Raw genomic sequence first — 12,346 nt, 5'->3', positions numbered from 1 at the left:
AATCAATTTTTTGTATACATGGGGGCGACGGCCGGAGCTTCAACTCAGCCCTGGATAATTTTGTCCATCATCCGCGTGGGCAACAGGCGTTTGAGCAGGGCCACCGCGTGCGTGACCAGGGTCACCGGATAGCGCAGCTTCGGTTTCTCGCTAACGAAAGCATGGCGCACTTTTTCCACCACCGCCTCCGGCCCGAGGGTAAAGCGCGCGGCGATACCGGGGTTTTCCACCGGCTTATCGCTCTGGGTTTGGTTGACGTTGGTCGTAAAGCGGGTGCGAATCGGCCCCGGCTCAATCAGGCTGACCTTAATACCGCTATAGCGCAGCTCCATGCGCAGGGCGTCGGACCAGGCCTCCAGCGCGTATTTGCTGGCGGCATAGGCGCCGCGGCCGGGGCTGGAGATGATCCCCATCACCGAGGAGGTCATCACGATGCGGCCCTCGCCGTGCGGCTCCATCGCCGGAAGCAGCAGCATGGTGAGCTGATGGGCGCCAAAAAAGTTGGCGCCAAACTGCTGCTCCATCTGCCGGCGGCTGATGGTGATAAGCGGGCCATACACGCCGTAGCCGGCGTTATTAAACAGGCCGTACAGGCGGTTATCGGTCAGGGCGATAACCTCTTCCGCCGCGCGCTCCACGCTCAGCGGATCGTCGAGATCCAGCAAAATACCGGTCAGTCCGAGTTCCTGCATCCGCGCCACGTCCTCGGCCTTGCGGCAGGCCGCCAGAACGTTAAAGCCCTGACGTTGCAGATCGAGCGCGCTTTCAAGGCCAATACCGCTGGAACATCCTGTAACTAAAACCGTTTTTTGCATAACTTTACCTGCAAACAACCCCTGCGGATCAGGAGTCATGATTAACTAAGGGAGCCAGCCGCGTCGCCATCCAGTCGGCAATAAACGGCTGGGCGTCGCGGTTGGGGTGGATTCCATCATCCTGCATCCACTGCGGCTTCAGGTAGACCTCTTCCATAAAAAAGGGTAACAGAGGAATATCAAACTCTTTGGCCAGTGCGGGATACATTGCGCTAAAGGCTTCATTATAACGACGCCCGTAGTTGGCGGGCAGGCGAATTTGCATCAGCAGCGGCTGGGCGTTCGCCGCTTTGATATCCTGCAAAACGGTGCGCAGCGTCTGCTCCGTTTGCTGCGGCGGGAAGCCGCGCAGCCCGTCGTTGCCGCCGAGCTCGACCAGCACCCAGCGCGGCTGATGCTGCTTAAGCAGCGCCGGCAGACGCGCCAGCCCCTGCTGCGACGTGTCGCCGCTGATGCTGGCGTTGACCACCGGCGTTTTTGCCTGCCACTTATCGTTAAGTAGCGCAGGCCACGCGGCGTTGGCCGCCATGCGATAGCCGGCGCTCAGGCTATCGCCGAGAACTAACAGCGTGTCCGCCGCCATCGCGCGGCAGGTAAACAGGACCAGAAACAGGAAAGGCAAATGCCAGCGGAAAACATACTTGAAGTTCATCATCTTAAGAAGTCCGTCGGTCAGGGAGAGCATCAGCTTTCCATCCTCACCGGAGTTGAGCTGGTTGTCAAACCGGCGCAGACCATCGCCCTGATCGGCGAGTCGGGCTCCGGTAAATCCACGCTGCTGGCGATCCTTGCCGGGCTGGACGACGGCAGCGGCGGGGAGGTCTCTCTGCTCGGGCAACCGCTGCACAGCATGGACGAAGAGGCGAGGGCGCAGCTGCGCGCGAAGCACATCGGCTTTGTCTTTCAGTCCTTTATGCTGATCCCGACCCTGAACGCGCTGGAGAACGTCGAGCTTCCGGCGCTGCTGCGCGGCGAGAGCGACAGCCAAAGCCGGGGCAGCGCCAGGGCGCTGCTGGAGCAACTGGGGCTGGGTAAGCGCCTGAACCATCTGCCGGCGCAGCTTTCCGGCGGCGAGCAGCAGCGGGTGGCGCTGGCCCGCGCCTTCAACGGGCGCCCGGAGCTGCTGTTTGCCGACGAGCCAACCGGCAACCTCGACCGGCAAACCGGGGATAAAATTGCCGACCTGCTGTTTTCGCTCAATCGCGAACACGGGACGACGCTTATCCTGGTGACGCACGATCCGCTGCTGGCGGCGCGCTGCGACCGGCGGCTGCGGCTGGTTGATGGTCAGCTGCGGGAGGATGCATGATTGCCCGCTGGTTCTGGCGCGAATGGCGATCGCCGTCGCTGCTGATCGTCTGGCTGGCGCTGAGCCTGGCGGTGGCCTGCGTGCTGGCGCTGGGGTCGATAAGCGATCGCATGGAAAAGGGGCTCAGCCAGCAGAGCCGTGAGTTTATGGCCGGAGACCGGACGCTGCGCAGCTCGCGCGAGGTGCCCGCCGACTGGCTCGCGCAGGCGCGTCGGCTGGGGTTAACGGTTGGCGAACAGCTCAGCTTCGCCACTATGACCTTCGCCGGCGATACGCCGCAGCTGGCCGACGTCAAGGCAGTTGACGACACCTATCCCCTTTACGGTCAGCTGGAAACCCTGCCGCCGGGATTAAAGCCGCAGGCGGGCAGCGTGCTGCTGGCTCCGCGGCTGATGGCGCTGCTGAATTTAAAAACCGGCGATACCATCGACGTCGGTGACGCCACGCTGCGCATTGCCGGGGAGGTGATTCAGGAGCCGGACGCCGGGTTCAATCCTTTCCAGATGGCGCCGCGGCTGATGATGAACGCTGCCGATGTGGCAAAGACCGGGGCGGTGCAGCCCGGCAGCCGCGTCTCCTGGCGCTATAAGTTTGCCGGAACCGCGCCGCAGCTGGCGGAGTATGAGCAGTGGCTGCTGCCAAAGCTGGGGACGGAACACCGCTGGATTGGCCTGGAGCAGGATGACAGCGCGCTGGGTAAATCGCTCGAACGCTCGCAGCAGTTCTTACTGCTCTCGGCGCTGCTCACCCTCCTGCTGGCGGTGGCGGCGGTAGCGGTGGCCATGAGCCACTACTGCCGCAGCCGTTACGATCTGGTGGCGATCCTTAAAACCCTCGGCGCCGGGCGGGCGCAGCTGCGCAAGCTGATCGTCGGGCAGTGGCTGCTGCTGCTGGCGCTGGCGGTCATTGCCGGCGGCGCGATGGGGATGGGGCTGGAGAAAGTCCTGCTGGTGATGCTGAAACCGGTTCTCCCGGGCGCGCTGCCGGCCGCCAGCCTTTGGCCGTGGTTGTGGGCGATTGGCGCGATGGTGGTGATTTCGCTGCTGGTGGGCCTGCGTCCCTATCGGCTGCTGCTGGCGACGCTGCCGCTGCGGGTGCTGCGTCAGGACGTGGTGGCTAACGTCTGGCCGCTGAAGGTCTATATTCCGCTGGTCTGCGCGGTGGTGGTTATTCTGTTGGCCTGGCTGATGGGCGGTAGCCCGCTGCTGTGGGCGGTTCTCGCCGGCGCGGTGGTGCTGGCGCTGCTGTGCGGCCTGCTGGGATGGGGACTTCTGTGGCTGCTGAAGCGCGTGACGCTGAAGGCGCTGCCGCTGCGCCTGGCGGTCAACCGGCTGCTGCGCCAGCCGTGGTCGACGCTCAGCCAGCTGGCGGCGTTCTCGCTGTCGTTTATGCTGCTCGCTCTGCTGCTGGTGCTGCGCGGCGATCTGCTGGATCGCTGGCAGCAGCAGCTGCCGCCGGAAAGCCCCAACTACTTCCTGATTAATATTGCCCCGGATCAGGTCGCGCCGGTCAAAGCTTTTCTTGCCGGGCAGCAGACGGCGGCAACGGAGTTCTACCCCATCGTCCGCGCGCGCCTGACGCAGATTAACGGTCAGGCGACGGAGGGCAACAAGGACGAAGCGCTGAATCGCGAGCTCAACCTGACCTGGAGCAACGACCGGCCGGATCATAATCCGCTGGTGGCTGGCATCTGGCCGCCAAAAGCCGGTGAGGTGTCGATCGAAGAGGGGCTGGCGCAGCGGCTGGGGGTTAAGCTCGGCGATAGCGTGACCTTTACCGGTGATACCCAGGACTTCAGCGCTAAGGTTACCAGCGTGCGTAAAGTTGACTGGGAGAGCCTGCGGCCCAACTTCTTCTTTATCTTCCCGCCGAACGCGCTCGACGGACAGCCGCAGAGCTGGCTGACCAGCTTCCGCTGGGATAACGGCAGCGGTATGTTGACGCAGCTGAACCGCGAATTCCCGACCGTCAGCCTGCTGGATATCGGCGCCATTCTGCGTCAGGTGGGTCAGGTTCTGACGCAGGTCAGCCGCGCGCTGGAAGTGATGGTGGTGCTGGTGACCGCCTGCGGTATTTTACTGCTGCTGGCACAGGTTCAGGTCGGGATGCGTCAGCGCTATCAGGAGCTGGTGGTCTGGCGCACGCTGGGGGCCGGAAAATCGCTGCTGCGCACCACGTTGTGGGCGGAGTTTGCCCTGCTGGGGGTGGTTTCCGGGATTGTGGCGGCGATAGGGGCTGAGGTGGCGCTGGCGATGCTGCAAACCAAAGTCTTTGATTTCCCGTGGTCGCCGGACTGGCGGCTATGGGTAATGCTGCCGCTCTGCGGGGCGCTGCTGCTCTCCCTGTGCGGCGGCTGGCTGGGGCTGCGTTTGTTAAAAGGCAAGGCGCTGTTCCGCCAGTTTAGCCAGTAATTCAGCGGGCGGATCGTCTGCAGGCCCGGGGGGGAGTATCAACACCCCGGGCTTTTTACTGCGTTGCGTTTCAGCCTGATGCCCGGCTACCGCGCGTGGCCGTGATTCAGCGCGGTCAGCGGTTCATTAATATCAAAAAGTTTGTACTCCACGCTTTCGACGCCCAGCGACTTCAGGCGCGCGGTATGCTTCGTGAGATAGGCGAGCGCTGTCTCCTCATCCGCAAAAAGATAGATGCCTCCCGCCTCGTAGTTTTTTTCGCTTTCGGTCCAAATCTTCCAGATAAAACCCGGCTGCTGGTTGATGGACTCGGCAAGCTCCACCAGCTGACGGGACATCTCGCTGCCAAACGGGCCGTTAAAGGCAAAGTGAAGCTGCAGCAGTTTATTCGACATAGCTCCTCCATGGACTCGACGTAGGGTTAGCCAGCGCGCCGTCGGCAGAGCGGTACACCCCGGGAGCGCCGCGCATCGGCAACTATACCCACAATCGCTCGGCGACTGCAAAGCGAGCCCCTGCAGGCGCGACGCAAATAGCGCAGATTAATGACGGTTGGATGAAATCCGCAGCGTCTTTTCGTTAACGGCACAAAATGGTAAGTCACTGATTTTTAAGAGCACAAAAGCGTAAAAAAGCGACAACACGGAATTGGTAATCACGGTTAATATTCACCTTGCAAATATAAGGTTGCTTATTACTCAAGGAAAAAGCATGGCACATAAAATAAAAGCGCTGGCGATAACGATCGGCGCCGCGCTGGCAGTCACTTCTTTTGCTTCCCAGGCCGAGATAACGCTGCTGAAACAAGATCCGCAGGCCGGCGATCCGTTAAGCCGTCTGAACTTCACCGTCGGCGGGAGCATTCGTCCGCAGTTCAACATGATGTCCGGCGATGGCGACAAAGGCTCCTATAAGCGTAACGGCTTCGACGGCGGCACCCGTTTCCGCTTTGCCGCTGATTATTATCTGTTCGACGATATTAGCTGGATCAGTTATTACGAACTGGGGGTCAATATTCCGGCGCTGTTCGACTGGGATAATCACTATGCGGAAGGCGCCAATAACACCTCCCGTCGTATGCTCTATACCGGGCTGAAGAGCGATACCTGGGGGACGTTAACCTACGGTCAGCAAAACAGTATTTATTACGATGTAGTGGGCGCCAAAACCGATATCTGGGATTACGACATGGTTGCCCAGGCGCCGGGTAACGGTATCAACGGCGATTACGACGGTTCTTACCGCTCGCGCAATATGCTCAAGTATAAAAAATCGGCCGGTGACGTCGATCTGTATGCTTCTTATCTGTTTGAAGATAATGAGTATTTGCCGGGGAATGGTCTGCGCTATAAGCGTAAAGGCGGGGGATCCGTTGGCGTGGACTACCACATCATGAAGGACCTGACTTGGGGTACGGCGTGGAACTATACGCGTGCCGAAATGCGCGATCCGTCGAGCGCTGAGAACAAAACCTATAACCAGAATATCCTCGGTACCGCCCTAAGCTGGACGCCGGATAACTGGACCTTCTCCTTCGGCGGCGGCTGGTATCAGAACTTCCTGACCACCAAAAAAGCCGATGTGAATAACTACTTCGCCGGCGATGCCTGGGGTATTGAGTACTTCGCGGGGTATAAAATCCCGGTTGGCCAGTACGCGCTTAAATCCGTTCAGCCGTACTTTATGGGCGACCGCCTGGAATACGTGAACGGACGTAACTACCAGCGCATTGATAACGGCGTCGGCGTGAGCTTCCAGCTGGATTACGGCTTCCGCGTTGATTATGAACACGTCTTTACGTCGAGCACCGACAACCTGGGCGATATGAACCTGGTGCGTCTGCGCTACGACTTCTAAACCGTCTCGCGGTGCGGCAGCGCCCCGACGGCGGAGGGTGAAACCCGTCGGGGATGTTGCCGGGAAAACCAACGGAGACGATTACTTCGTCAGCCAGGAGGCAACGTCCTGCCAGCTTCCGCGAAAAATAATCTTCTCCGCTTTTTTACCCAGTTGATAGCGATACATCGGGTCGTAGTACTCTTTCAATAGCGGAACGAGCCACGCAAAATGCGCCTCGGTGCTCGCCGTACGCAGCTGTTCCGCCAGCGCGTCATCGAGCAGGGCGGTGAGCTGGGCAAAACGCTGGAGCCCCAGGCGACGGCGGATAGCAAACAGGCCGTGGTGCAGATAGGCGCCGTACTCCTGCCAACCCTGCTCTTCACCGTACGCGGCCATAAAGTCGCGGTGCATCCGGTCAAAATACTCCTCCCGCAGCCTCGCCAGGCGGACGTCAAACGGATCCTCCACCACCGCCAGCGGCGACTGCGCCATGCGATCGCGCAGGCATTCTGGCAGATGGTTGGCGCCTATCATATGCCCTTCATCTTCCAGCACCCAGCGGCGCTGGCTGGCTGCCTTTTTCACCATAGCCACCGCGAGGTGGTTTTCAAACGTCGCCTGAGCGTGCTGGTCGCGCAGCGTGCGTCCGAAGGAGGAGCCGCGATGGTGGGCGAGCCCTTCGAGGTCGATTCCGTCAGGCCGCGCGGCAACCAGCTGAGTTTTCCCGTTGCCGGTGCAGCCGCCGATCAGCACTATCGGGCGCTGCACCAGCTCTTCGGTGAGCTGAATAGCCTCCTGGCGCAGCGCCTTATAGCCGCCGACAATCAGCGGGTAATCAACGCCAGCTTCTTTCAGCCACTGCTGCACGATATGCGAACGCTGGCCGCCGCGGGCGCAGCAAAGATAGCCCTGAGGCGCGCGCAGGCAGGCTTCGCGCCACGCCCGCAGGCGCCGGGCGCGAAGATCGCCATTCACCAGACGATGGCCTAGCGCCAGGGCGGCCTCTGCCCCCTGACGTTTGTAACAGGTGCCGACGGCGGCGCGTTGTTCATCGTCCATCAGCGGCAGGTTGACTGCTGCGGGGAGCGCGCTTTGGCTGAACTCAACCGGGGCGCGCACGTCAATGAGTGGGGTATCCGCGGCGAGAATGGCGCGGTAATCCGTCCCATTATTCATGGGTCTTCCTTCTGAAGTGAAACCGAGATTTTCTGTAAAGCGAAGGAGGGATTCTACGCGCCTGAAGGCGTGCCGGGGAAGGGGTAACGCGTTTCCCCCGGCACGAAAGGCTTAGCTGAGCTGCGACTGCGCCCAGAAAATACCGCTGGCGTACTCCGGCGGCAGCAGCGGCTTCAACGCTTCGAGCGTGGCGCTCAGGCGATCGGTATCGCTGTCGGTCAGGTTCAGGTGGCCCACTTTGCGGCCCGGACGAACCTCTTTGTCGTACCAGTGCAGGTGCACCAGCGGCAGCTTCAGCCAGTCGTAGTTAAGATCGGTGCCGATCAGGTTGATCATCACCGACGGGCTGTTGACCACCGGCGGCGGCAGCGGCAGGTCGGTAATGGCCCGCAGATGCAGCTCAAACTGGCTGATAGAGGCGCCGTTCTGCGTCCAGTGGCCGCTGTTGTGCACGCGCGGGGCCAGCTCGTTGATCAGCAGACCGTCGGCGGTGACGAAGCACTCCATCGCCATGACGCCGACGTACTGCAGCTCGTCCATAATGGCGGAGAGCATGCCTTCGGCCTGGTCCTGCTGGCGGGCGTTGGCCTGCGGGAAGGCGACGCTGGTGCGCAGAATTCCGTCCTGATGCAGGTTGCGGGTCAGCGGATAGAACACCGTGCTGCCATCCTGAGCGCGGGCGCCAACCAGCGACACTTCCCCGGAGAAGTTAATTCCCCGTTCGACGATGCATTCGCCGTAGTTATCGTCGGGCAGCTGCGTGCAGTCGTCTTCACGCAGGCGCCACTGGCCGCGCCCGTCGTATCCGCCCACGCGGCGCTTAACGATAGCCAGCTCGCCGAGGGTCGCGAAAATTTCCGGCCACTGGTTTTTATCCGCCAGCAGCTGCCACGGCGCGGTGGCGAGGCCCAGCCTGTCGAACAGCTGCTTTTGCGTCAGGCGATCGGCAATGATGGGAAATACGTCGCGGTTAACGAACGCCGGGTGGCGCGCCAGTTCGCGGGTGAGGGCCGTTTCCGGCCAGCGTTCGATTTCAGCGGTGATGACGCTTTGCTGAAACGGCACCGCTTCAGGGTCGGCCTCAAGGCCAACCGGCCACACCGCGATACCCAGCGGCTCTCCGGCCTGGCGCAGCATGCGGCCAAGCTGGCCGTTGCCGAGGATACAAACCTGCTTCATGCCGCACCCCGTGGGTCCGGATTCTCCAGCACTTCATCGGTTTGCGCCTGGCGCCATGCGCTCAGGCGCTGGTGCAGTTCGGCGTCGTGCACCGCCAGAATCTGCGCCGCCAGCAGGGCGGCGTTGGCCGCACCGGCTTTACCGATGGCCAGCGTGCCGACCGGGATCCCGCGCGGCATCTGGACGATAGAGTAGAGGCTGTCAACGCCGCTCAGCGCCGCGCTCTGCACCGGCACGCCGAGCACCGGGACCAGCGTTTTCGCCGCAATCATGCCCGGCAAATGCGCCGCGCCGCCCGCACCGGCAATAATCACCTGATAGCCGTTGCTTTCTGCGCCTTCGGCGAAGCTGAACAGTTTATCGGGAGTACGGTGCGCGGAGACCACTTCAACATGGTACGGAACGTTCAGGGCATCAAGGATTTCTGCGGTAAACTGCATGGTAGCCCAGTCGCTTTTGGACCCCATCACGATGGCGATACGCGCCGAATTATTGCGGGAAGACATGCGTCTTAAAACTCCTGTGGGTGTGCTTCACACTGCTTTAGAGGCCACAGAGAATAACACGATAAACGGGCGAGGAAAACGGTTGCGTAGGCCGATAGCGGCGGAAAATAGCGCGATAATTAAAACGGGAAAGGGATCAGTTCAACGTCGTCTTTGGTGACCTTCACCATCGAGCCTTCGCTATGCCACGCGCCGAGGACCACGCGAAAGGCCGGCATGCTGTTTGCTTCTATTTGGTGGATGGCCGGGCGATGGGTATGACCGTGGATCAGCCACTGGACACGATGCTTTTCGAGGACTGCCGTGACCGCCTGCGGGTTAACGTCCATGATGTCCATCGACTTGCTGCTGTTGGCCGCGGTGCTGTTGGCGCGCATTTTTGCGGCGATGCGGTGGCGAATAAACAGCGGCAGAGCGAGGAAAAGACGTTGTATCCACGGCGTATGCACCTTGGCGCGAAACGCCAGGTAGCCGGCATCGTCGGTGCAGAGGGTGTCGCCATGCATAATTAAAACGCGGCGGCCGTAGAGATCGAGCACGTTTTCTTCCGTCAGCAGCGTCATGCCGCAGGCGCGGGCAAAGCGCTGGCCGATAAGAAAATCGCGGTTGCCGTGGACGAAAAAGCAGGGGACGCCGGAGCGGGTTAACGCGCTGAGCGCGGCGGCGATTTCCTGATGCAGTGGGTTAGGATCGTCATCGCCGATCCAGGCTTCGAACAGATCGCCGAGGATATAGAGCGCGTCCGCCTCGCGGGCCTGGCCGCGTAAAAAGCGGAGAAAACCGGCGGTAATCGCCGGTTCTTCGGTTTGCAGATGCAGGTCTGCAATAAAAAGCGTCGCCACGAATTATTCGCTGACGGTGACGCTTTTGATCACAACATCTTCTTTCGGCACATCCTGATGCATGCCGCTGCGGCCGGTAGAAACCGCTTTGATTTTGTCGACTACGTCCATGCCTTCAACGACTTCAGCAAATACGCAGTAGCCCCAACCCTGCAGGTTTTCACCAGAGAAGTTCAGGAAGTCGTTATCAGCAACGTTGATGAAGAACTGCGCGGTGGCGGAGTGAGGCGCCTGAGTACGGGCCATCGCCAGCGTACCGCGGGTGTTTTTCAGGCCGTTGTTGGCTTCGTTCTGGATCGGAGACTTGGTTGTTTTCTGCTCCATGCCCGGCTCAAAACCGCCGCCCTGGATCATAAAACCGTTGATAACACGGTGGAAAATGGTGTTGTTGTAGAAACCTTCGCGGCAGTAGTCCAGGAAGTTTTTAACTGTTTCCGGCGCTTTGTCGTCAAAGGTTTTGATTACGATATCGCCATGATTAGTGTGGAAAGTAACCATTTTTGCATCCTGTTCCGATGATTGTGGTGCTTGAACCCAATGTTGGGCGTGACATAGGGGGCTGTTATAGCATAACCGCGGGGTTGGATCACCTTGCATTGTGTGCTGCTTCGGGGTTGAATTCAGGTTAGAATATGCGGCTTATTACTACACACGTTTACACGGAATCTTCGATGTTAAAAATTTTTAATACACTGACGCGCCAAAAAGAAGAGTTTAAACCTATTCATGCCGGGGAAGTTGGCATGTACGTGTGTGGTATCACCGTTTACGATCTCTGTCACATCGGTCACGGCCGTACTTTTGTCTCTTTTGACGTGGTAGCCCGCTACCTGCGCTTTCTCGGCTATAAGCTGAAGTATGTGCGTAACATCACCGATATTGACGACAAAATCATTAAGCGTGCTAATGAGAACGGAGAAAGCTTCGTGGCGCTGGTCGATCGCATGATTGGCGAAATGCACAGCGATTTTGATGCGCTGAATATTCTGCGCCCGGACCTCGAGCCGCGTGCGACGCACCACATTCCGGAAATTATTGAAATCACCGAGCAGCTGATCGCCCGCGAGCACGCCTACGTGGCGGACAACGGCGACGTGATGTTCTCGGTTCCGACCGATCCCAACTACGGTCAGCTGTCGCGTCAGGATCTGGAGCAGCTGCAGGCCGGCGCTCGCGTTGACGTGGTTGACGTCAAGCGCAACCCGATGGACTTCGTGCTGTGGAAGATGTCGAAAGAGGGCGAACCGAGCTGGCCGTCGCCGTGGGGTGCCGGGCGACCGGGCTGGCACATCGAATGTTCGGCGATGAACTGCAAGCAGCTGGGCAACCATTTTGATATTCACGGCGGCGGTTCGGATCTGATGTTCCCGCATCACGAAAACGAAATCGCACAGTCCACCTGCGCGCACGACGGCGAATATGTGAACTACTGGATGCACTCCGGCATGGTGATGATTGACCGCGAAAAGATGTCGAAATCGCTGGGCAATTTCTTTACCGTGCGCGACGTACTGAAGTACTACGATGCCGAAACCATCCGCTACTTCCTGATGTCCGGCCACTATCGTAGCCAGCTGAACTACAGCGAAGAGAACCTGAAGCAGGCGCGTTCCGCGCTGGAACGTCTCTACACCGCGCTGCGCGGTACCGACGGCAGCGTAGCTCCGGCCGGCGGCGAGGCGTTTGAAGCGCGCTTTGTGGAAGCGATGGACGACGATTTCAACACTCCGGAGGCCTATTCGGTGCTCTTCGATATGGCGCGCGAAGTGAACCGTCTGAAAACCGAAGATACGCAGGCGGCAAATGCGCTGGCGGCGCATATGCGCAAGCTCTCCGGCGTGCTGGGCCTGCTGGAGCAGGAGCCGGACGCGTTCCTGCAGAGCGGGGCGCAGGCTGACGGCGGCGAAGTGGCTGAAATTGAATCCCTGATCCAGCAGCGTCTCGACGCGCGTAAAGCTAAGGACTGGGCCGCCGCGGACGCCGCGCGTGACCGTCTCAACGAAATGGGCATCGTGCTGGAAGATGGCGCGCAGGGCACCACCTGGCGTCGCAAGTAGTCCCAAGCCTGAACCCCGACGAGACGCCTGGGGGCATAAGAGCCTTTAGCGAAATAAAAATGCCGGACCTTAAGGGCCCGGCATTTCAGATTGATGACAAAGTCCTGGCCGTGAGGCCAGGACTTTGATCTAATAAGGTCAGTGCAAAAAATGGACTGACTGCCATGCTTAGAGAACCTTCCCCCCATCAATATCAGTTTGAAACCATTACT

General features: G+C 60.0%; 12 protein-coding genes. 4 read left to right on the top strand and 8 right to left on the bottom strand.

What is annotated here, in order from left to right:
- Positions 1–44 precede the first annotated feature (44 nt).
- Positions 45–854: an SDR family oxidoreductase gene (locus tag GVK32_RS06530; RefSeq protein ID WP_200842842.1), complete on the bottom strand. Its 810-nt coding sequence runs from the start codon at positions 852–854 to the stop codon at positions 45–47.
- Positions 844–1,470, bottom strand: a complete 627-nt coding sequence (gene tesA, locus GVK32_RS06525; RefSeq protein ID WP_095094542.1) for a multifunctional acyl-CoA thioesterase I/protease I/lysophospholipase L1 — start codon at positions 1,468–1,470, stop codon at positions 844–846. Before tesA ends, GVK32_RS06530 begins: the two co-directional genes overlap by 11 nt.
- On the opposite strand from tesA, the gene ybbA reads away from it, so the two are divergent.
- Positions 1,438–2,124, top strand: coding sequence for a putative ABC transporter ATP-binding protein YbbA (gene ybbA / locus GVK32_RS06520; protein ID WP_159866412.1), 687 nt, complete (start codon positions 1,438–1,440; stop codon positions 2,122–2,124). The two genes, tesA and ybbA, sit on opposite strands and share 33 nt — an antisense overlap.
- Positions 2,121–4,535: a putative ABC transporter permease subunit YbbP gene (ybbP, locus tag GVK32_RS06515; protein WP_159866409.1), complete on the top strand. Its 2,415-nt coding sequence runs from the start codon at positions 2,121–2,123 to the stop codon at positions 4,533–4,535. The genes ybbA and ybbP overlap by 4 nt, the downstream gene beginning before the upstream one ends.
- An 86-nt stretch (positions 4,536–4,621) precedes the next feature.
- On the opposite strand, the gene GVK32_RS06510 is transcribed toward ybbP, so the two are convergent.
- Positions 4,622–4,930: a monooxygenase gene (locus tag GVK32_RS06510; RefSeq protein WP_159866406.1), complete on the bottom strand. Its 309-nt coding sequence runs from the start codon at positions 4,928–4,930 to the stop codon at positions 4,622–4,624.
- 316 nt (positions 4,931–5,246) lie between these two features.
- Between GVK32_RS06510 and GVK32_RS06505 the strand changes: the two genes are divergently transcribed.
- On the top strand, positions 5,247–6,392 hold the full coding sequence (locus GVK32_RS06505; protein WP_159866403.1) for a porin: 1,146 nt from the start codon (positions 5,247–5,249) through the stop codon (positions 6,390–6,392).
- An 81-nt stretch (positions 6,393–6,473) separates the two neighbouring features.
- Here the strand turns inward: GVK32_RS06505 and mnmH are convergent, their stop codons facing one another.
- From mnmH to ppiB, 5 genes are all read right to left on the bottom strand, one after another.
- Positions 6,474–7,550, bottom strand: a complete 1,077-nt coding sequence (gene mnmH, locus GVK32_RS06500) for a tRNA 2-selenouridine(34) synthase MnmH (protein WP_159866400.1) — start codon at positions 7,548–7,550, stop codon at positions 6,474–6,476.
- 111 nt (positions 7,551–7,661) lie between these two features.
- Positions 7,662–8,729 carry a 5-(carboxyamino)imidazole ribonucleotide synthase gene (purK, locus tag GVK32_RS06495; RefSeq protein ID WP_159866397.1) on the bottom strand — a complete coding sequence of 356 codons (1,068 nt, stop codon included), beginning with the start codon at positions 8,727–8,729 and terminating at the stop codon, positions 7,662–7,664.
- Complete coding sequence (purE, locus tag GVK32_RS06490) at positions 8,726–9,235, bottom strand: 5-(carboxyamino)imidazole ribonucleotide mutase (RefSeq protein WP_045854285.1); 510 nt, start codon at positions 9,233–9,235, stop codon at positions 8,726–8,728. Before purE ends, purK begins: the two co-directional genes overlap by 4 nt.
- A 119-nt stretch (positions 9,236–9,354) precedes the next feature.
- Positions 9,355–10,077 carry a UDP-2,3-diacylglucosamine diphosphatase gene (lpxH, locus tag GVK32_RS06485; RefSeq protein ID WP_159866394.1) on the bottom strand — a complete coding sequence of 241 codons (723 nt, stop codon included), beginning with the start codon at positions 10,075–10,077 and terminating at the stop codon, positions 9,355–9,357.
- Between the two features lie 3 nt (positions 10,078–10,080).
- The gene (ppiB, locus tag GVK32_RS06480) at positions 10,081–10,575 is read right to left on the bottom strand and encodes a peptidylprolyl isomerase B (RefSeq protein ID WP_041144395.1); all 495 of its coding nucleotides are present in this window, start codon (positions 10,573–10,575) and stop codon (positions 10,081–10,083) included.
- A 173-nt stretch (positions 10,576–10,748) separates the two neighbouring features.
- On the opposite strand from ppiB, the gene cysS reads away from it, so the two are divergent.
- Positions 10,749–12,134 carry a cysteine--tRNA ligase gene (cysS, locus tag GVK32_RS06475; protein ID WP_159866391.1) on the top strand — a complete coding sequence of 462 codons (1,386 nt, stop codon included), beginning with the start codon at positions 10,749–10,751 and terminating at the stop codon, positions 12,132–12,134.
- Positions 12,135–12,346 lie beyond the last annotated feature (212 nt).

The organism is Klebsiella sp. 18074, assembly GCF_902705905.1.
Classification (GTDB): Bacteria; Pseudomonadota; Gammaproteobacteria; order Enterobacterales; family Enterobacteriaceae; genus Klebsiella; species Klebsiella terrigena.
The sequence above is the reverse complement of the archived record's forward strand: the minus strand, read 5'-3'. Positions and strand labels throughout refer to the sequence as shown.

Excerpts from the sequence above, each read along its gene's own strand:
- GVK32_RS06530 (WP_200842842.1), bottom strand. The coding sequence starts at position 854 with ATGACTCCTGATCCGCAGGGGTTGTTTGCAGGTAAAGTTATGCAAAAA.
- ybbA (WP_159866412.1), top strand. The coding sequence starts at position 1,438 with ATGCCAGCGGAAAACATACTTGAAGTTCATCATCTTAAGAAGTCCGTC.
- tesA (WP_095094542.1), bottom strand. The coding sequence starts at position 1,470 with ATGATGAACTTCAAGTATGTTTTCCGCTGGCATTTGCCTTTCCTGTTT.
- ybbP (WP_159866409.1), top strand. The coding sequence starts at position 2,121 with ATGATTGCCCGCTGGTTCTGGCGCGAATGGCGATCGCCGTCGCTGCTG.
- GVK32_RS06510 (WP_159866406.1), bottom strand. The coding sequence starts at position 4,930 with ATGTCGAATAAACTGCTGCAGCTTCACTTTGCCTTTAACGGCCCGTTT.
- GVK32_RS06505 (WP_159866403.1), top strand. The coding sequence starts at position 5,247 with ATGGCACATAAAATAAAAGCGCTGGCGATAACGATCGGCGCCGCGCTG.
- mnmH (WP_159866400.1), bottom strand. The coding sequence starts at position 7,550 with ATGAATAATGGGACGGATTACCGCGCCATTCTCGCCGCGGATACCCCA.
- purK (WP_159866397.1), bottom strand. The coding sequence starts at position 8,729 with ATGAAGCAGGTTTGTATCCTCGGCAACGGCCAGCTTGGCCGCATGCTG.
- purE (WP_045854285.1), bottom strand. The coding sequence starts at position 9,235 with ATGTCTTCCCGCAATAATTCGGCGCGTATCGCCATCGTGATGGGGTCC.
- ppiB (WP_041144395.1), bottom strand. The coding sequence starts at position 10,575 with ATGGTTACTTTCCACACTAATCATGGCGATATCGTAATCAAAACCTTT.
- cysS (WP_159866391.1), top strand. The coding sequence starts at position 10,749 with ATGTTAAAAATTTTTAATACACTGACGCGCCAAAAAGAAGAGTTTAAA.